The organism is Roseobacter weihaiensis (genome assembly GCF_020622345.1).
Lineage (GTDB): Bacteria > Pseudomonadota > Alphaproteobacteria > Rhodobacterales > Rhodobacteraceae > Roseobacter > Roseobacter weihaiensis.
In genome coordinates, this window is sequence record NZ_JACNMO010000005.1 from 83,132 (window position 1) to 102,365 (window position 19,234).

Here is a 19,234-nt window from a genome sequence, read left to right on the forward strand (position 1 = left end):
TGAAGCACGTAGACTATCTGCATTTGCCAAGCAAATCAGGGGAATCGAATGCGCATTGCATGTCTTGGGGGAGGTCCTGCAGGTCTCTATTTTGCGATTTCCACAAAGCTGCGCACGCCAGACGCAGAGGTCGTTGTGTTTGAGCGCAACAAGCCCGACGACACATTTGGGTGGGGCGTCGTCCTGTCTGATGAAACGCTCGACAATCTGCAACAGAATGATCCGGTGAGCGCCAAGCATATTCGCGACAGCTTTGCTTATTGGGATGACATCGCGCTCCACTATCGGGGCGAAAAGCTGGTCTCTTCCGGGCATGGGTTCTGCGGCATCGGGCGCAAGAAACTTCTGCTGGTTTTGCAGGACCGGGCCCGTGAACTTGGGGTTGATCTGCGCTTTGAGACCGAGGTGGGCAATGCCACGGACTACATGGATGACTTTGATCTGGTTGTTGCCGGCGACGGGTTGAATTCGCGCACCCGGCAGGAGTTCAAGGACACGTTTCGACCCGATATTGATGTGCGGAAATGCCAGTTTGTCTGGCTGGGAACCCATCAGAAATTTGACGACGCCTTTACTTTCATTTTTGAAGAGACCGAAAAAGGCTGGCTTTGGGTACATGCCTATCAGTTCGACGATGAGACTGCGACGTTTATCGTGGAATGCAGCCAGCAGACATTTGACAATTACGGCTTCGGAGAGATGAGCCAGCAAGAGACGATTGCGATCTGTGAAGAGGTCTTCAAGGACCATTTGGATGGGCATGCCTTGATGACCAATGCCAACCACATCCGCGGCTCGGCGTGGCTGCGTTTTCCGCGCGTTCTGTGTGAAACCTGGCATCATGAGAACGTCGTTCTGCTAGGGGATGCGGCTGCGACAGCGCATTTTTCGATCGGGTCAGGCACCAAGCTGGCTTTGGAAAGCGCGATTGCGCTGGCAGATGAAATCGTCGCTGAGCCGGTTCTGGAGACCGCCTTCAAGAATTACGAAGAAAAGCGCCGCCTGGAAGTGTTGCGCCTGCAATCGGCGGCGCGAAACTCTCTGGAATGGTTCGAAGATGTTGAGCGCTACTTCGATCTTGCCCCGGTGCAGCTGAACTATTCCATGCTTACACGGTCGCAGCGGATCAGCCATGAAAACCTGCGCGAGCGAGATCCGAACTGGCTGCAGTCGGCGGAAAACTGGTTCATGGAGCAAGCGGGCGAAAGATCGAACGGCCCGGCACGTGCGCCGATGTTTGCGCCGTTCAAACTGCGCGACATGTCGTTGAAAAACCGGATCGTCGTCTCCCCCATGGCGCAATACAAGGCCGTGGACGGCGCACCAACGGATTGGCACCTGATCCATTATGGCGAGCGCGCGAAAGGTGGTGCAGGGCTGATCTATACGGAGATGACCTGCGTGTCGCCCGAAGGCCGGATCACGCCGGGATGCCCTGGCCTCTACGACCCGACGCACGAAACTGCATGGGCGCGTATGAACGCATTCATCCATGCAGAAACGGATGCGAAGACCTGCTGTCAGATCGGCCATTCCGGTCGCAAAGGGTCGACCCGCATAGGCTGGGAGGGCATGGATCAGCCGCTTGAGGCGGGTAACTGGCCACTTTTGTCGGCATCTGACATCCCCTGGTCGAAAGACAATGCGACGCCCAGGGCCATGGACCGCGCCGATATGGATGTTGTGACGGCGCAATTCGTGGCAGCCACGCAGATGGCCGAGCGGGCCGGCTTTGACATGATCGAGTTGCACGCGGCCCACGGCTATCTGATTTCTTCCTTTATCTCGCCCTTGTCGAATGTCCGGGACGATGCTTATGGCGGCAACCTCGACAACCGGATGCGCTACCCGCTCGAGGTCTTTCACGCCATGCGCGCTGCCTGGCCTGCTGACAGGCCGATGTCGGTGCGCATCTCTGCCAGCGACTGGGCCGGTGATGAGGGGGTGATGCCCGAAGACGCCGTCAAGATCGCAGCGATGTTCGAAGCCGCCGGGGCGGATATCATCGACGTCTCCGCCGGTCAGACGTCGACCGAGGCCAAACCGGTCTATGGCCGGATGTTCCAGACGCCTTTTTCCGACCGTATCCGCAATGAAAACGGGATCAAGACGATGGCGGTTGGCAATATCTATGAGGCCGATCACGTGAACTCGATCCTGATGGCAGGCCGTGCGGATCTGGTCTGTCTGGCCCGTCCGCATCTGGCTGATCCCTACTGGACATTGCACACGGCAACGGCCCTTGGTGACCGTCAGGAGGTGTGGCCAAAACCTTATGAAGCAGGCCGGGATCAGGCGTGGCGTCTGGCGGACCGGGAAGCAGAGATGAGCCAGGTATGATGCTGAAGGGCGCGCATGTCATCGTGACGGGTGGCGGCACAGGGGTCGGTGCCGACACAGCCCGTACCCTGGCGGAGGCCGGAGCACGCGTCACCAACATGGGCCGCCGCAAGGCACCTCTGGCGGCGCAGGGTTTGCCTTACCAAACATGTGACGTCACCGATGCCGACGCGGTCGACGCGGCCTTCTCCCGCGCGCGCGCGGATCAGGGGCCCGTCTCTGCGGTGATCGCAAATGCGGGTGCCGCGCGCTCGGTCCCCTTTGCAAAGATGACCGCTGAAGATCTGACCGCAATGACCGATGTGAACCTGACAGGTGTTTTCAACGTCTGGAAGGCCGCCCTGCCCGATATGAAAGCGGCGGGCGGCGGTCGACTGATCGCGATTGCATCCACCGCGGGGCTAAAGGGCTATCCTTACGCGTCGGGATATTGCGCGGCAAAACATGGCGTCGTCGGGCTTACCCGTGCCCTCGCGTTGGAGCTTGCCGGACTGAGCGTCACGGTGAATGCCATCTGTCCGGGCTTCATCGAAACCCCCATGCTTGACCGCTCAATCGCCAATATCGTCGAAAAGACCGGGATGAGCGCCGATGACGCTGCCAAATCGCTGACCAAGGGAAACCCGCAGCGCCGCTTCATCCAAACCGACGAGGTGGCCGGTGCCGTGATCTGGCTTTGCTCCGAGGCGGCCAGATCCGTCAACGGTCACACGCTCAACCTCTCGGGAGGGGAAATTTGAAACAGAACGAACCCCACCCCGACCGCGGCACCGTTTCTGCCTCGAAAGAGCGTCTTCGCCTCTGGCTGCGCCTTCTCAAGGCCAGCCGTACTGTCGAGGCCAAATTGCGTGAAAACCTCCGCACTGAGTTTGATACAACACTGCCGCGTTTCGACGTCATGGCGGCGCTGGCGCGGCATGAAAACGGGCTCAAGATGAGCCAGCTTTCGGGGGTCTTGCGGGTCTCAAACGGCAATATCACCGGGATCGTCGACCGCCTGACCGAAGACGGGCTGATGGTGCGCGTCCCGGTGCCCGGCGACAGGCGTGCAACGCTTGTTCGCCTGACAAAGCGCGGGCAAGAAGAATTCGAACGTCAGGCGGCGGCCCATGAAACCTGGGTCGACTTTATCTTAAGCGATTTCAGCGCCGATGAAGCGGCCGAGCTTGCGGCCCGTCTTGACCAGATGGAAGAAGGGGTAAGCGAGTGACAGGTCGCACGGATGTCAAACATTTCAAGTGCCGGATCGAACGCCGGATTGCGACGCTCCAGCTGGATCGCCCGGACCGCAAAAACCCGCTGACATTTGACAGCTATGCCGAGTTGCGCGACTGGTTTCGCGATCTTGTCTATGCAGAGGATGTGGACGCGGTGATCTTTGCCTCCAATGGCGGCAACTTCAGTTCGGGCGGCGATGTGCATGACATCATCGGGCCGCTGACGAAAATGAACATGAAAGAGCTTTTGACCTTCACCCGGATGACGGGCGATCTGGTCAAGGCAATTGTCAATTGCGGCAAGCCAGTAATCGCGGCGGTCGACGGCATTTGTGTTGGCGCAGGGGCAATCATCGCCATGGCCTCTGATTTGCGCATCGCCACGCCGGATGCCAAATGCGCCTTTCTCTTTACGCGTGTGGGTCTTGCCGGATGCGACATGGGCGCCTGCGCGATCCTGCCGCGGATCATTGGGCAAGGCCGCGCGGCAGAGCTGCTTTATACCGGGCGCTCCATGTCCGCCGAAGAAGGAGCGGCCTGGGGCTTTTACAATCGGGTGGTTCCTTCAGGCGATCTGGACGCGGCAGCACAAGACATGGCAACACGCATTGTGACGGGGCCGAATTTTGCCCATATGATGACCAAGACGATGCTGGCCCAGGAGTGGTCGATGTCGATCGAACAGGCGATCGAAGCTGAAGCGCAGGCACAGGCGATCTGCATGCAGACCGGGGATTTCGAACGCGCCTATGCGGCCTTCGTGGCCAAGGAAAAACCTGTGTTTGAGGGCAACTGATGGCAGATCGCAGCTTCCTGTCCTGGCCCTTCTTCGAAGACCATCACCGTGCGCTTGCAGACGAGCTTGAAAGCTTTGCAAGGGGATTGCGCATTGACCATTCGGACACGGATCAGGCCTGTCGCAGGCTGGTGCGTGAACTGGGCAAGGGCGGATGGCTGAACCATGCCACGGTGGCACCTGGGTCGCAGGCTGGCCTGGACGTCCGCACGTTGTGCCTGATCCGCGAAACCCTCGCCCGTCATGACGGGTTGGCGGATTTTGCCTTTGCGATGCAGGGGCTGGGGACAGGTGCCATTTCACTTTTTGGCACAGAGGCGCAGCAGAACGCATGGCTGCCCCGCGTCCGCGCCGGCGAGGCGATTTCCGCCTTTGCGCTGACCGAACCTGCCTCGGGCTCAGATGTCGCGAATTCAACAATGACCGCCACGCGGGATGGCGAAAGCTATGTGCTGAACGGCGCGAAAACCTGGATTTCAAATGGCGGCATCGCAGACGTCTACACGGTTTTTGCCCGAACCGGCGATGCGCCGGGAGCCAAAGGGCTGTCGGCCTTCGTCGTTCCGACCGAGACACCGGGCCTGCGCATCGCCGAACGCCTGCAAACCATCGCACCGCACCCGCTTGCCACACTCAGTTTTGAGGACTGCCGCATTCCCGCAGCTGCCCGACTGGGGGCCAGCGGCGCAGGTTTCAAAATCGCAATGTCGGTGCTGGACGTGTTCCGATCCACGGTTGCGGCCGCTGCGTTGGGCTTTGCCCGGTGCGCCCTTGAGGAATCGTTGGCGCGCGTAACAACACGCAAGGTTCAGGGGGCTCCACTTTTTGATCTGCAAATGGTGCAGGGGCACATCGCCGAGATGGCGCTGGATATCGATGCCAGTGCCTTGCTTGTCTATCGCGCGGCATGGGCCAAGGATTCCGGTGCTCCGCGGATCACGCGCGAGGCGGCAATGGCCAAACTGTTCTCGACCGATCAGGCGCAAAAGGTCATCGACCGGGCCGTGCAGCTTCACGGCGGGGATGGCGTGCGCAGCGGTGAAAAGGTCGAACGCCTGTATCGCGAAATTCGCGCATTGCGCATCTATGAAGGCGCCTCAGACGTCCAGAAAGTCATTATCGCACGCCAGGCCCTCGGTGAATTGGGAGGATAATCATGCTTTACCCGTCAGCACATAGCGACACGTTTGCGCGCGACCATCTCCCCCCGACAGATGAATGGCCTGATCTGCTTTTGGAGGGGTTCGACTATCCTGAAAAACTGAACGCAGCCGTCGAACTGACGGATGCGATGGTGGACAAGGGTTTTGCCGATCACACCGCGCTGATCGGAAACGGGCGGCAACGCACCTACAAGGAATTGTCAGACTGGACCAACAGGCTGGCCCACGCTCTGGTCGACGATCTGGGCATTCAACCCGGCAATCGCGTTTTGATCCGCTCGGCCAACAACCCGGCCATGGTCGCCTGCTGGCTGGCGGCCACCAAAGCGGGCGCCGTCGTGGTGAACACCATGCCAATGCTGCGCGCAGGTGAGTTGAGCGCCATCGTCGACAAGGCTGAAATCACACATGCCCTCTGCGATACGCGCCTGATGGATGAGCTGACGGTCTGCGCCAACGACAGCGCATACCTCACAACCGTTGTGGGCTTTGACGGAACATCGAATCATGATGCGGAACTGGACCGTCTGGCGTTGGAAAAGCCGGTCCGGTTTAAGGCCGCGCAGACGGCGCAGGATGACGTGGCCTTATTGGGGTTTACCTCCGGTACGACCGGGGAACCGAAGAGTACCGCTCATTTTCACCGGGATCTGCTTATCATCGCGGACGGCTACGCAAAGGAAATCCTGAATGTTGTGTCCAGGGATGTGTTTGTCGGCTCCCCTCCGCTTGCCTTCACCTTCGGCCTTGGGGGATTGGCAATCTTTCCCCTGCGCTTCGGGGCCACGGCGACCTTGCTGGAAACCGCGTCACCCCCGAACATGATCGAGATCATCGAGAAATACAAGGCGACCATCTGCTTCACCGCCCCGACCGCCTACCGCGCAATGTTGGCAGCAATGGAGGAGGGGGCCGATCTGTCCTCCCTGCGTGCTGCAGTCTCCGCCGGGGAGACGCTTCCCGCCCCTGTCTACGAAGAATGGATGGCCAAAACCGGAAAGCCCATGCTCGACGGGATCGGCGCAACCGAAATGCTTCATATCTTTATCTCCAACCGCTTTGACGACCATAAACCGGCCTGTACGGGCCGACCGGTCTGCGGCTACGAGGCCAAGATTATCGGAGACGACGGTCAAGAGCTGCCCCCGGGCGAAGTTGGCCGCTTGGCCGTGCGTGGTCCGACAGGATGTCGCTATCTCGGCGATGCCGGACGTCAAACGGCCTACGTGGTTGATGGCTGGAACATCACGGGCGACGCGTTTTCAATGGATCTGGACGGGTATCTGCATTTTGCAGCGCGCAATGATGATATGATCTTGTCATCCGGCTACAACATTGCGGGACCCGAAGTTGAAGCGGCGCTTTTGTGCCATCCGGATGTTGCTGAATGTGCGGTTGTTGGCGCACCGGATGCGGAGCGCGGAATGATCGTCGAGGCACATGTGGTTCTCACGAACGGGGCACAGCCGGGAGACATGATGTGCAAATGCCTGCAAGACCACGTCAAGGCGACCATCGCACCCTATAAATACCCGCGCCGTATCGTGTTCACCGATGGCCTGCCCAAAACCCAAACTGGCAAGATCCAGCGCTTTTTGCTGAAATCAGAGGGATAATCCCTGCAGCCCGTGTTTTGGACCGGGCTTTCACCTCCCAGACAGACGTCCACCCCAAATCGGAGCAAGCGATGACATCGAAGACAATTCACCCCGATGACTGGGCCCCCGCGAAAGGCTATGCCAACGGCATGCTGGCGGCAGATGGCACGCTTTATGTCGGTGGCCAGATCGGTTGGAGCGCGGACAAGGTTTTTGAAACCCACGACTTTATCGGGCAGATGGAACAGGCCCTGCGCAACGTTGTCGCTGTTGTCGAAGCCGCGGGCGGCCGGATCGAAGACATCACACGTCTCACTTGGTTCGTCATCGACAAGAAGGAATATGCGGCCCGCCAGCGCGAGGTTGGCGAGGTCTATCGCCGTGTTCTGGGTCGGCATTTCCCTGCGATGTCCATGCTGGTTGTTGCCGGACTTGTCGAAGACGACGCGCTTTTGGAGATCGAGGCCACGGCCTATATCGGTGTGCCGTCCTGATGGCACGTGCCTTTGTCTGTGACTACATCCGCACACCGATCGGCCGCTACGGCGGCGCACTTGCGTTGATCCGCCCTGATGACCTGGCAGCGGATGTTTTGCGGGCGTTGAAGGGGCGCAGCGATCTCGATTGGGCGGTCACGGATGAGGTGATCCTGGGCTGCGCCAACCAGGCAGGTGAAGACAACCGCAATGTGGCGCGCATGGCCACCCTGATGGCGGGCTTACCCGAAAGCGTGCCGGCGCTCACCGTCAACCGGCTCTGCGCCTCGGGGATGGATGCGGTGATCGCCGCGGCCCGCTCCATTCGCGCGGGCGAAGCCGACCTGGTGATCGCGGGCGGCGTTGAAAGCATGTCGCGCGCGCCCTTCGTGATGCCCAAAGCGGCAACACCCTTTGCCCGAAATGCAGAGATCCATGACACGACCATTGGCTGGCGGTTCGTGAACAAGGCGCTCGAAGCGCAATACGGCATCGAGTCCATGCCCGAGACGGCAGAAAATGTCGCCGAGGCCTATGATGTGACCCGCGCGGATCAGGATGCCTTTGCGCTCTCCAGTCAAACAAAGACCCGCGCGGCACAAAGCGCAGGCAGATTGGCGCGTGAAATCGTGCCCGTGACGGTTCCACACCGCAAAGGAGCGCCAATAGAGGTGTCCCAGGACGAGCATCCGCGCGATACCTCTCTGGAAAAACTTGCCGCTTTGCAGACACCGTTCCGACAGGGCGGCACTGTCACGGCAGGCAATGCGTCGGGCGTCAATGACGGGGCTGCGGCGCTCTTGATCGCTTCGGAAGAGGCGATTACTGCACACGGTCTGACGCCCCTGGCCGAAATTACAGGGGCCGCATCGGCCGGGGTGGCACCACGCTTGATGGGGATTGGTCCGGTGCCTGCCGTTCAGAAGCTTTGCAACCGTTTGCGTCTCTCACCTAATACATTTGACGTGATTGAACTGAACGAGGCCTTTGCTGCTCAATGTGTTGCAGTCTTGCGAGAGCTGAGCATCGACCCGCAAGACCCTGCCGTCAATCCCAATGGCGGTGGGATTGCGCTTGGGCACCCGTTGGGCATGAGTGGCGCGCGCATTGTGGGGTCCGCCGCTCTCGAACTCACCCTCAAAGGGGCTTCTCATGCGCTGGCGACGATGTGTGTCGGTGTTGGACAGGGCGTGGCGCTCGGCCTGCGGGCACCCTGAGACCCCGCGCCCAGGCTTTCAATCGAGAAAGTTCTGAATTTTCTCACGCACTGCGTCTGGCCATGGCACAGGCCGCCCGGTGTTTTTGTCGATGTAAACAATCACCGACCGCGCGGTCAGACGCACCTCACGACCTGTTCCGGCATCGATTTCCAAATGAGCGCTGGTCTTGCCGAGCTTGGTGACCGCCAGTTTGAATGACAGGGTCTCCCCCAATCTGCTGGGGGCAGGAAAATCCACTTTGATCGAAGCTGTCGGAACCCCAAATCCCGCTTTTTGCATCGTTGCAAAGGAATAGCCGACTGCCTGCTCAAACCACTCTTCCACCGTCAGGTTGATCATCTCAAAATAGCGCGGGTAAAAGACAATGCCTGCTGGATCACAGTGTTGGAAAAGGACTTTGACGGGGAGGGTGAAGGCCATGGTTTCGATCCGTTTTTTGATATTGTAACAGGGGACATAGGACAGCTTCAGCGGTTCGCACCAACAATCGCTTCGTCTTGCTCAGAAAAAGCCACAGGTTCGCTTACGGAGGCGACTGCGCCCATAGCCTGACCTGCGTCATCAGGGATGATGCTGGTCGGGAACGAACGTACCTCCAGCTTCCGCGCCCGTGCACAGCTTTCCGAGACAAGCGGATCACGCTCGGTCGACTTCCCAATGCCGTCCGTATCCAGTTGCGGCAGATCAGGCTCCGCGCCCGCCGCGTCATAGGGAGCGGGGGCATTCAAATCCACGCCATCCCGAAGAGGCCCGGTCTGGATGGCGTGAGCGAATGCAAATACCTGCGCAGGGCTTTCGGCTCTCTTCATCTGCAATATGGCATGGTTGAGTGGCGCCGAAATGCTGTGTGGCGTCTGCGGCTGTCGCCTCATTTCAAAAAACGCATCACCCAAAGCCTGCACTGTGATCGACACCAATTGCGGTGCAGCCCCGGTGATATATGCAGGCATATCTGCGTAAGGGCAAACGCGATCACCGGTCACCAGGCCACCTGAGATGACTTCGACTTCAACCTCGGGGGATCGTGCGCAAACGCTCGGCGATCGGGATGACCCCATGGCACCAGCCGCAAAGCGGGTCGTGCCCATCAAGCAGTTTAGGCATTCTCAAACCAATCCGGTGAAACGTCCTGAGGCGTATTGTCCATATCGAACGCCAACCGCCATGCGCCCTCTTCCTTGCGGAACAACAGAAAAACGCGGCCCGTGGACCCCTCCTTGCCCGTTGCGTCGTCTTCCGCCGGGGGCTCAAAGTAATAGGACCCGAGGATCCCCGCCAGGCTGCCGCTTTGCCACGCTGCCTCTTCCTTGTACAACAGGCGGCCTTTGAGATCGGGGATCGAGCCTGCGTACCAGGGCTCTACAGCGTCGAGACCCTTCATCAAGGGCGCATTGGCGTTCGCATATACGCTGTCCTGAGTGTAGTAGGAGAACAGGGTATCGACATCCTTGCTGTTGAACGCGGCAAGCCAGTTTTTCAGCACGTCGCGCGCGGCATCCATTTCCGTCTCATTTTCGATCATCTTACTGGTCCTGTTGAGGTCTGGTGACGGCTTCGGCTTCGATCTCGACCCGGAAATCGCCGACTAGCCGATCCACGACAAAGGTTGTGTTGGCCGGAGGATGGGCCCCGAAAGCACGCCCATGCGCAAGGCTTGCACCTTCCACGTCCTCATCCCCGGCGACATAGGTTCGGGTGCGTACGATGTCGGACATGCTCCCCCCAAGCGCCGTGACGGTCGCCGAAATCTTATCAAGAATATAGGTCGCCTGCGCCTGCGCATGACCGGGGGCCACATCATGATCGTGACCATGCGTTGCGGTGGTACCGGAAATCAGTATCCGATCCCCCTCGCGAAGCCCACGGCAGTACCCGGCAATCGGCTCCCATTTTGAGCCGGAGAAGGCACGGGTTCGACCATTTTCATCGGTTTCGACCTCCAAAACGCTTGGAATCTGGCTCAGGTGATGGCTCAAATCGCCGCTCGCAGTGAGGAAGGGCGGTTGGCGGTATTCGTCGCCACAATCCCCCGGAATGGGCGTGGTGTTTGCAAAGGCCGTGTCGAGCAGCGCGTGATCTTCGGTATCAAGTTCAAAGCTGAAAAGCCTCAGGTTGTCAGCGCGGTGTTCATTTTCGCCCAAGCGCGCCCCTATGATGATGCCTGCCACATGCGGCTGTTCCAGAATCCAGCGAGACGCCACATTGGAGATCGAAGCGCCGTGTTTGCGCGCGACCGCCTCCGCGGCCCGTAACACCCCCTGAAAGGCTTCCCACCCGCCTGCGGCGTCAATGAAGCGCAGATATTTCATCCGGCTCCAATCCGGTACATCTGTGGGGCGTGGTTGCCCCAGCCATTTGCGGGTCAGGAACCCACCACAAAGCGTCCCATAGGCCAAAAGCTTCACATCACGATCCTGACACAGCCCTGCCAACGACCCCGCGGCGCGGCGATCCATCAAGGAAAACGACACCTGATTGGACACCAGAGGAATGCCTTCTTCCAACGCAATCTCCAGATGTGCTGCATCAAAATTCGTGACGCCAATCGCACCGATTAACCCGTTCTCTTGCAGGCCGGCCAATTCCTTGAGCGCATCCAACCAGGCCGGGTGCTCGAAACTCCACCAATGAAATTGAAGCAGATCAAGCCGCGTGACCCCGAGGCGGTCAAGGCGTTCCTGTACACCAGCCCGTACGATCTCTGCGGTCATTGGTCCCGGCTCCGGACACCATTTGGTAAACGCTTTCGCCTCAGGGGCCTGTTTCAGCATCTGGCCGGCAATCAGCTCCGCACTGCCATAGTGGTCGGCCATATCAAAGGTATCAAAACCCGCCTTGGCATAGTCAAGCAGTGCGGTTGCCGAGGCGTCGAGGTCTCGCGCCTTGCCGTCGCGTTCTTGATCTGCAACCTGCCAGAGACCGGTCAGGATACGGGATATGTTCAGGGTCCCGGTGAGGTCAAATCTGTCAGGTTTCATTGCGTTGTCCCAAATGTTTCGAAATCGACTGGCGTTCGGGCAGCACCCCCTGTGGACGCCACAACAGTATCAGGCACAGCATAACGCCAATGATCACGATTTGCAGCGATGCGGCGCGGGCCTGTTGATCGGGCGGGAACAATTCAGAGATCAGGCTGCCAGACAATGCCCAGATTGCCCAGACCAGTACTGCCCCAAAAATCGCACCCTTGTTATTGCCAGAGCCCCCGACGATCAACATCGCCCAGACCTGAAACGTCATCATTGGAAGGTAGTTGGCTGGGGCAACGAACCCGATGAAATGGGCCTGAACGGCGCCTGCCAACCCCATGATCGCCCCGCCCAGTACAAAGGCCTGCAACCGCAGGGACGTCGGATTTTTACCCAGCGATTGCGCGGCCGTTTCGTCTTCGCGCACCGCTCTCAGAACACGGCCCCAAGGTGACCGGGCCAGATGCTCCAAAACGACGTAGATTGCGACCACCAACAGCGTGGCAAGCCCAAGATTAGCATAGTTGAACAGAAGCGCATCGTCCTGGATGCCTGAGAACGCCCGGGGGATGAAGCCGACCCCGAAGACGCCCCCGGTCAATGGTTCGAGGTTCTGAAAACAGAGTTGCAAAGCGATGGCGATGCCGAATGTCGTTATCGCAAGGTAGTCTGAGCGCATACGGATCGTCAGCGCCCCCACAAAAAAGGAGATCAACCCGCTCATCAAGGCTGCGCCGATCCATCCAACCGCGATCGGCAGGTCAAACCCACCCACCCTGTCTGCTGTCTCGGGCGTGGTCAGCAGAACGGACGTATACGCCCCGATCCCGACAAAGGCGGCGACGCCCACATTGAACAGCCCCGTCTGCCCCCATTGGACATTCAGCCCAAGGCAAATAATGGAATATGTCATCGCAAGTGTCAGAAAGAACGCGCCATAGGCAAGGTATTCCATCTAAACGGTCCTCCCGAAGAGGCCCGTTGGCCGGATGATTAGCACAAGAACCAGCACCACGAATGCAACGCCAGCCCGCCATTCAGCCCCGACGATTTGCACCGTGAATGCCTCGGCCAACCCGATGATCAACCCGCCGAGCAGGGCGCCGGGGATCGAGCCGACGCCACCAAGGATCGCGGCCGCAAACAGGGGCAGCAAAAGATCAAAGCCCATATAGGGTCGGATTTGCACCAGAAGCCCCGACATGACACCCGCCACACAGGCCAGCCCGGCACCGATGACCCAGGTCACACGGATCACGCGTTGCACGTCGATACCATAGACCCCCGCCAGGCTGGGGTTCTCCGAGACTGCGCGCATGGAACGACCCGTCGAGCTGCGTGTCACTACAAGATGCAGGGCCAGCACCAGCAGCGCCGTGACCGCTATGGTCAAGAGTTGGTCCGGCGTCGCCCGCATACCAAACCCGACGGGTTGGGCGATCTGGAGCTCTCGGGTGAGATATTGCGGATTGGCTGTATAGATGAATTCCAGCACCGAGCGCAGCGCCATCGACGCCCCGAAACTTGCCATCACGATGATGATCGTGTCAGCACCGCGTCTGCGCAGCTGCCCAAAAAGGATCTTGTCCAGGATCAATGTCAGCACAATGGTCAACCCAGCCCCGGCCAAAAGGGAGAGCGGAAGACCCCAGCCAAAACTAAAGGGGCCGATTGGCTCTCCGATGCCAAGACCCGCGAGCAGACCGCCCAGAAAACCTGAAACGGTCAGCGTAAGATACGCACCCCACGCCAGAAAATCACCATGGGTGAAATTGGCAAAACGCAGGATTGAGTAGGTGAGCGTCAAACCTATGGCACCCAATCCAATCGTGGCACCAGCAATCAGCCCGTCAATCAGGACCTGCGGGCTCATCGCGCAACCTCCCTTGTGCGGTTGCCAAGGAACAGGCGGCCCAATGTGGTACTGTCCTGCAAAGCGTCGGTCGGTCCGTCATGCGCCAGCTCTCCATCCACCAGAACCAATGCACGCGATGCCAGTCCCAACGCGGCACGCACATTCTGCTCCACAAGGATCAGCGTCACACCTGCCGCATGGACCCGGGCCAGCGTTTCAAAAACCTGCCCGACCAGTTTGGGTGACAGTCCCGCAGAAGGCTCATCCAGCATCAAAACCGGTGGATCGGTCAGGAGCGCGCGGGCCGCAGCCAGCATCTGCCGCTGCCCACCGGACAAGGTGCCTGCCAGATCGTTCGGGCGCAGCTTCAGATCGGGGAACATATCAAACATCTTGTCGATCTGCCCCGCGCGGCGGCGTTTTTCGACCAGCTCCGAGGCGATCTGCAAATTCTCGCGGATCGTCAGCTGCGCAAAGATGTTCTCCGTTTGCGGCACAAATCCGAGGCCCCGCTTCGCAAGAGCATAAGAGGGTACACCTGTGATATCATCACCACCCAGCGTCACCTGCCCGCCAAGGCAGGCCACCTGCCCGGCGATTGCCTTTATCAGCGTCGATTTGCCCGCCCCGTTCGGGCCCAGAACGGTGACAGCCTCGCCCTTCTTCACCGCAAAGCTGACACCTTTTACGATGGGCAGGTCGGGATCGTAGCCCGCCTGAAATCCCTTCACAGCGAGGGCAGTCATGTCGGCATTCCCTCAAGATACACCTCTATGACATCGGCCCGTTGCGTGACCTCTTCTGGCGCGCCCTCAGCCAGCAATTGGCCTGCAGCCATGACCACAACCCTTGGGCAAAGCCGCGCTATCATATCCATGTTGTGCTCGATCAGCAGGACCGCGATGCCCAACTTGTTGATCTCCGCAATCCGGTCGATGATCAGATCGAGCAGTGTCGGGTTCACCCCGGCGGCCGGCTCATCCAGCAAGATGACCTTGGGTTGCGTCATCAGCACCCGTGCGAGCTCCAGCAGTTTGCGTTGTCCACCAGAAAGTACCGACGCAGGTTGGTCTTCCAGATGTGACAGTGAAACGAAATCCAGCAATTCGCGCGCCCGCGTTCCGTTGGCCCGCTCCTGCGCCGCGACGGAACCCAGCTGGAAAAGCGCCGAAAGCACATTCTCACCCACCTGCCCCTGTGCAGAGGTCATGACATTTTCAAGAACGGTCATTCGAGAAAAGGGTTTCGGGATTTGAAAACTTCTGCTGAGCCCGCGCCCAAAACGCCCCTGTTGCGACAGGGGCGTGACATCCGCTCCATCCAGCCGGACGACACCGGAACTGGGGCGCAGCGTACCCGCCAAAAGGTTGAACATGGTCGTCTTGCCTGCCCCGTTAGGTCCGATCAACCCAAGCAGCTCCCCCCGACCCAGCCGCAGCGACATTCCCTGTATCACCTGCAAGCCGCCGAAAGCCTTTACGAGAGATTCGGCAGCAAGCATTGGTATAGGGTTTTGATTTTCCATCACACTTTCATAAGTTGATCAATGATCAATCATCAACTACAATCATAGAAATGGCGCTTCGTAAAGTCTTCTTGAGCACTGAAGCGAGGTTTGGAGTACCGGTTTGGGCCAATCACCAATAAATCTACAGGGCATGGCGGGGCTCTCGCCGATTGCCCGGGAAACCACGCAAGACATGGTTTATGGTCAGCTGCGCAATTCGCTGATTTGCGGCGGCTTTGACGCAGGCGAGGTGTTTAAACCTGCAGAGCTGTCCAGGCGTCTGTCTGTCAGCTCCATGCCCGTGCGCGAAGCGCTGGCGCGGCTCGTGTCGGAGCGGGCGCTGGAAGCAATGCCGAACCGGCGGGTCCGTGTGCCCCTGCTTGACCTCACGCAGATGCGGCGGATCGGTAGTGCCCGCAAGTTGATCGAAGGAGAGCTGGCCGCCTGTGCGATCCACAACATCACCAACGCAGATATTGCGAAGTTGGAAGATCTCACGACACAATATGAGGCCGCCAGCGATGAAAACACGGTTGCACTCGCCAACCATGCCTTCCATTTCACCATCTACGAGCGTGCGGAATCGCATGTTCTGATCCCCTTCGCCGAAAGCCTGTGGATGCAGGCCGGACCCTATATTCGTGCCGCCTCGCGACTTGTTGCAAAACCGCTCGACACCTCGGCAACCAGGTTTCATCACGCAATCATCCAAGCCCTGCGCAAAGGCAACCGTGGAGATCTGATCGACGCGTTGCACAATGATCTGTCCCAACCCTTCGACATTCTGGAACGCACGGACGAAACCGTTTGGGGGCATGCACAAAATGGCTGATGGTCAGTTTCAGTTGTGGGATCTCCGCGTGGAGGTCACAGCCCCGAAGGGCGCAAAACTCTGGTGTGGGGCCTGTGTCGGGGATTGGTTCGAACTGCGTGGCGAGATGCTGTACCTGCCGCCCGATCAGGGCATTTCGATCTATTCGCTTGCCTCGGTGCTGCCGCTTCTCGCCGCCAAGCAAAGAATGACCGACCCCGCCGATTGGATGACGACGGATGCCGAAATCGCCTGCCCCGATCCCAATTGCCCCTCACGCCTGAAAATCACCCGCACAAAACTTCGGTGTTTTGAACGGTCCGAAACGACCGCTGTCCCGCTCGGAGAGCCTTGATGATCTATACAGACCTGGCTCCTGGATACCGCATCTCACGGGTCATCAAGGGAGGATGGCAGCTCGCCGGTGGCCATGGGGCAATCGACCGGTCGACCTCGATTGCAGATATGTTTTCCTTCTGCGACGCCGGTATAACCACCTTTGACTGTGCGGATATCTACACCGGCGTCGAAGACATGATCGGTGCCTTCCGCGCAGATTTTCGCAACCGGCGCGGGGCTGAGGCCTTGTCGGAGCTGAAAGTCCATACGAAATACGTTCCAAACCTCGACGTCCTCGACAACCTGACCAAGCGCGACGTGGAAACTGCAATCGACACCTCGCTGACCCGGCTCAAAACAGACCGACTGGATCTGGTGCAATTCCACTGGTGGCACTATGAAACCGGCGATTTCCTGCAAGTTGCAAGCTGGCTGACCGAACTGAAAGCCGCCGGAAAGATCCGCAATATCGGCGGGACGAATTTCGATACCGCCCGCAGCCTGGCCATGGTTGACGCCGGTGTGCCCCTTGTCTCTTTGCAGGTCCAGTATTCTTTGCTCGACAACAGGCCCTCGAAGAAAATGGTGGCGGCCTTCGCAAAGGCAGGCATTCAACTGATCTGTTACGGGTCTGTCGCGGGTGGTTTGCTTTCGGACCGCTGGCTGGGTCAGCCCGAGATACAGGAGCCGCACGAAAACCGCTCTTTGACCAAATACAAGCTGATGGTCGATGAATTCGGCGGGTGGGACCTGTTTCAAAGTCTGCTCACGACCCTGCGCTGCATCGCAGATCGTCATGACACCGACATCGCTACGGTTGCCAGCCGCGCCGTGCTTGACCGTCCCGGCGTTGCGGCTGTCATCGTGGGCGCGCGTAACCGCGCGCACCTGTCCCAAAACGCCCAGATTGCAGAACTGGCCCTCACCAGAACCGACCGGGAAGAGATCGCGGCCGTCCTTGCACAAGCCAACTCAATTCCGGGCGACGTCTATACCCTCGAACGCGACCGCGACGGCAGTCATGGATCCATCATGAAATACAATCTCAACAAGGAGTCCGCCTGATGGCCGATCTTTTGACGATGGCGGAAACAGAAATACGCAAGCGGCACGAATTTTTCGTGGACTGGTATCGCGCCACCGCTGCGCCGGACGCGATGGAAGACTGCGCCGCCAGTTTCGCCCCTGACTTTCGCATCATCTGGCCCTCCGGCGGGTCTATGGACCGCGCCCCGTTGCTGCAGGCCCTGAAAGATGCACGCGGCTCAACCGGAAACGAGTTCGAAATCCGTATCGACATCAATCATGCGGTTCAACTCAGCGACGCGCTTTGTCTGATCACCTTTGATGAACATCAGGAAACCGCCAAGGGCCCGAATTCACGACGCGGCACCGCGATTTTCAGCCGCGATGCCCGCGCGCCCAATGGCGTCCTCTGGCGCTACCTACAAGAAACCTGGATCGAACAGGTCTGATGAACACATCAAATCAACAAGGAGAGACCTAATGAAAACGATAAAAAAAGCGTTGCTCACAACCGTGCTCACGCTGTCGGCAACCGTCTCCATGGCTTGCGAAGTCACGGTGGGCGTCGTGCTGGAGCTGACGGGACCTGCCGGTGCTTTTGGCCAGGCCGGTGCGAAATCCATCGAAATGGCGTTTCGCGACATCAACGAAGCCGGTGGCGTGATCGACGGCTGTATGCTGGTAACAGACACACGCGACAGCCAGAGCCAGGGGAATGTCGCGGTCGATCAGGCCACGCAATTGGTGAACATCAGGGAAGTTCCCGTGTTGATTGGCGGCATCATCTCGTCGGTCTCTGTCCCTATCGTGACATCGGTCACCGCACCGGCCAAAGTCGTCCAGGTCTCCCCGGCGTCTTCTTCACCGACACTGACGCAGCTTGGCCGTGAGGGCATAACCGGTGGCTATTTCTTTCGCACGATCACATCTGACGCGCTACAGGGCGTGGCAGCGGCGAAATATGCGCGGGACAGCGGGCTCGACAATCTGGCGATCATCCACGTGAACAATGACTTCGGCGTCAATCTGATGCGCGAATTCACCGCAGCCTTCGAGGCCCTCGGTGGTAACATCAAATCGACAACAGCTTACAATGAAAACCAGCCCAGCTATGCCTCCGAGGTGACCGCCGCGCTTGGCAGCACTCCAGACGCGCTTTACCTGATATCTTACCCCGTTGACGGTGCCACCATCGCAAGAACGTGGATCTCGCAAGGTGGGCCCCAGAAGTACCTCTTCAATGACGGGCTGAACACACCGGATTTCATCGACGCCGTGGGCGCCCGGTTTCTCGAAGGCGCGTATGGCACCTCCTCTGGTACAACGGAGACCCCGTCGACGCGGTATTTTTACGAGAACTACGCCGAAGTCTCTGGTGGGTTCGAGCCCTCTGCGCCAGCAGCGGACCGCTCCTATGATGCGGGCGCCCTCGTCGGGCTGGCCATTGCCAAAGCGGGCGTTGCGGAAGCAGATGCAATTCGCGCGGCAATCCGTGAAGTTGTCGATCCTGAAGGAGAACCGATTTACGCAGGGCCGGAAGAGTTCGGGAAAGCGCTTGGGTTGATCGCAGAAGGGAGGGCGATCAAGTATGAAGGGGTGATCGGACCTGTATCCTTTGATGAAGTTGGCGATATCTCCGGCCCCTTCCGGCTTTGGAAAATCGAGGATGGTGGCATTGTCACCACCGGCCAGATGACCACCGAAGACGTCGCTGAAACAATGTCATCGCTCAACTGAATTCTGACTGTTCGGACGAAAGCGCCGCCGCTCTGGCGGGGCTTTCGCGCAACTGAAAGACCCCCGGTGAGGACCTTGTTCAGGACCGCAAGCAGTCGCTTGATGCCAGCCGATGTTATCATCGTTCTCGGGACATCCGGATCAGACGATGGGACACATGGTATTGCGACCACCAGCATC

21 protein-coding genes are annotated in these 19,234 nt (G+C 59.1%); 13 read left to right on the top strand and 8 right to left on the bottom strand.

Annotated features, from left to right (window positions below; genetic code table 11):
* The first annotated feature begins 48 nt into the window (after nucleotides 1-48).
* The 8 genes from H7847_RS07640 (at nucleotide 49) to pcaF (ending at nucleotide 8,807) form a co-directional block, all read left to right on the top strand.
* On the top strand, nucleotides 49-2,340 hold the full coding sequence (locus tag H7847_RS07640; protein ID WP_227268791.1) for a bifunctional salicylyl-CoA 5-hydroxylase/oxidoreductase: 2,292 nt from the start codon (nucleotides 49-51) through the stop codon (nucleotides 2,338-2,340).
* Complete coding sequence (locus H7847_RS07645) at nucleotides 2,337-3,080, top strand: SDR family NAD(P)-dependent oxidoreductase (RefSeq protein WP_227268792.1); 744 nt, start codon at nucleotides 2,337-2,339, stop codon at nucleotides 3,078-3,080. Before H7847_RS07640 ends, H7847_RS07645 begins: the two co-directional genes overlap by 4 nt.
* Nucleotides 3,077-3,550: a MarR family winged helix-turn-helix transcriptional regulator gene (locus H7847_RS07650; RefSeq protein ID WP_227268793.1), complete on the top strand. Its 474-nt coding sequence runs from the start codon at nucleotides 3,077-3,079 to the stop codon at nucleotides 3,548-3,550. The genes H7847_RS07645 and H7847_RS07650 overlap by 4 nt, the downstream gene beginning before the upstream one ends.
* The gene (locus H7847_RS07655; protein ID WP_227268794.1) at nucleotides 3,547-4,353 is read left to right on the top strand and encodes an enoyl-CoA hydratase family protein; all 807 of its coding nucleotides are present in this window, start codon (nucleotides 3,547-3,549) and stop codon (nucleotides 4,351-4,353) included. Before H7847_RS07650 ends, H7847_RS07655 begins: the two co-directional genes overlap by 4 nt.
* Complete coding sequence (locus H7847_RS07660; RefSeq protein ID WP_227268795.1) at nucleotides 4,353-5,507, top strand: acyl-CoA dehydrogenase family protein; 1,155 nt, start codon at nucleotides 4,353-4,355, stop codon at nucleotides 5,505-5,507. The genes H7847_RS07655 and H7847_RS07660 overlap by 1 nt, the downstream gene beginning before the upstream one ends.
* 2 nt (nucleotides 5,508-5,509) lie before the next feature.
* Entirely contained in the window at nucleotides 5,510-7,132 is a 1,623-nt protein-coding gene (locus H7847_RS07665) for an AMP-binding protein (RefSeq protein WP_227268796.1), read from the top strand.
* Nucleotides 7,133-7,203: 71 nt separating this feature from the next.
* A complete protein-coding gene (locus H7847_RS07670) occupies nucleotides 7,204-7,608 on the top strand; it encodes a RidA family protein (RefSeq protein WP_227268797.1) in 405 nt (134 codons plus the stop codon).
* Entirely contained in the window at nucleotides 7,608-8,807 is a 1,200-nt protein-coding gene (gene pcaF, locus H7847_RS07675; RefSeq protein WP_227268798.1) for a 3-oxoadipyl-CoA thiolase, read from the top strand. Before H7847_RS07670 ends, pcaF begins: the two co-directional genes overlap by 1 nt.
* Before the next feature lie 18 nt (nucleotides 8,808-8,825).
* On the opposite strand, the gene H7847_RS07680 is transcribed toward pcaF, so the two are convergent.
* Genes H7847_RS07680 through H7847_RS07715 form a run of 8 tightly spaced genes read right to left on the bottom strand, consistent with a single transcriptional unit; the run spans nucleotide 8,826 to nucleotide 15,078 of the window.
* The gene (locus H7847_RS07680; RefSeq protein WP_227268799.1) at nucleotides 8,826-9,230 is read right to left on the bottom strand and encodes an acyl-CoA thioesterase; all 405 of its coding nucleotides are present in this window, start codon (nucleotides 9,228-9,230) and stop codon (nucleotides 8,826-8,828) included.
* 47 nt (nucleotides 9,231-9,277) lie between these two features.
* Nucleotides 9,278-9,898 (bottom strand): thioredoxin domain-containing protein, encoded by a 621-nt coding sequence (locus H7847_RS07685; RefSeq protein WP_227268800.1) that lies wholly within the window; start codon nucleotides 9,896-9,898, stop codon nucleotides 9,278-9,280.
* Nucleotides 9,899-9,906: 8 nt separating this feature from the next.
* Nucleotides 9,907-10,332, bottom strand: a complete 426-nt coding sequence (locus H7847_RS07690; RefSeq protein WP_227268801.1) for a YybH family protein — start codon at nucleotides 10,330-10,332, stop codon at nucleotides 9,907-9,909.
* A 1-nt stretch (nucleotide 10,333) separates the two neighbouring features.
* Complete coding sequence (locus H7847_RS07695; protein WP_227268802.1) at nucleotides 10,334-11,788, bottom strand: aldo/keto reductase; 1,455 nt, start codon at nucleotides 11,786-11,788, stop codon at nucleotides 10,334-10,336.
* Nucleotides 11,778-12,734, bottom strand: coding sequence for a branched-chain amino acid ABC transporter permease (locus H7847_RS07700; RefSeq protein WP_227268803.1), 957 nt, complete (start codon nucleotides 12,732-12,734; stop codon nucleotides 11,778-11,780). Before H7847_RS07700 ends, H7847_RS07695 begins: the two co-directional genes overlap by 11 nt.
* The gene (locus tag H7847_RS07705) at nucleotides 12,735-13,652 is read right to left on the bottom strand and encodes a branched-chain amino acid ABC transporter permease (protein WP_227268804.1); all 918 of its coding nucleotides are present in this window, start codon (nucleotides 13,650-13,652) and stop codon (nucleotides 12,735-12,737) included.
* Entirely contained in the window at nucleotides 13,649-14,380 is a 732-nt protein-coding gene (locus H7847_RS07710) for an ABC transporter ATP-binding protein (RefSeq protein ID WP_227268805.1), read from the bottom strand. Before H7847_RS07710 ends, H7847_RS07705 begins: the two co-directional genes overlap by 4 nt.
* Nucleotides 14,377-15,078 carry an ABC transporter ATP-binding protein gene (locus H7847_RS07715; RefSeq protein WP_264479500.1) on the bottom strand — a complete coding sequence of 234 codons (702 nt, stop codon included), beginning with the start codon at nucleotides 15,076-15,078 and terminating at the stop codon, nucleotides 14,377-14,379. The genes H7847_RS07710 and H7847_RS07715 overlap by 4 nt, the downstream gene beginning before the upstream one ends.
* A gap of 184 nt (nucleotides 15,079-15,262) precedes the next feature.
* Between H7847_RS07715 and H7847_RS07720 the strand changes: the two genes are divergently transcribed.
* Genes H7847_RS07720 through H7847_RS07740 form a run of 5 tightly spaced genes read left to right on the top strand, consistent with a single transcriptional unit; the run spans nucleotide 15,263 to nucleotide 19,054 of the window.
* Nucleotides 15,263-15,973 (top strand): GntR family transcriptional regulator, encoded by a 711-nt coding sequence (locus H7847_RS07720; RefSeq protein WP_227268807.1) that lies wholly within the window; start codon nucleotides 15,263-15,265, stop codon nucleotides 15,971-15,973.
* Nucleotides 15,966-16,307, top strand: a complete 342-nt coding sequence (locus H7847_RS07725; protein WP_227268808.1) for a TIGR04076 family protein — start codon at nucleotides 15,966-15,968, stop codon at nucleotides 16,305-16,307. The genes H7847_RS07720 and H7847_RS07725 overlap by 8 nt, the downstream gene beginning before the upstream one ends.
* Nucleotides 16,307-17,356 carry an aldo/keto reductase gene (locus H7847_RS07730; protein ID WP_227268809.1) on the top strand — a complete coding sequence of 350 codons (1,050 nt, stop codon included), beginning with the start codon at nucleotides 16,307-16,309 and terminating at the stop codon, nucleotides 17,354-17,356. Before H7847_RS07725 ends, H7847_RS07730 begins: the two co-directional genes overlap by 1 nt.
* Nucleotides 17,356-17,766, top strand: a complete 411-nt coding sequence (locus H7847_RS07735; protein ID WP_227268810.1) for a hypothetical protein — start codon at nucleotides 17,356-17,358, stop codon at nucleotides 17,764-17,766. Before H7847_RS07730 ends, H7847_RS07735 begins: the two co-directional genes overlap by 1 nt.
* 31 nt (nucleotides 17,767-17,797) lie before the next feature.
* Nucleotides 17,798-19,054 carry an ABC transporter substrate-binding protein gene (locus tag H7847_RS07740; protein WP_227268811.1) on the top strand — a complete coding sequence of 419 codons (1,257 nt, stop codon included), beginning with the start codon at nucleotides 17,798-17,800 and terminating at the stop codon, nucleotides 19,052-19,054.
* The last annotated feature ends 180 nt before the right edge of the window (nucleotides 19,055-19,234 follow it).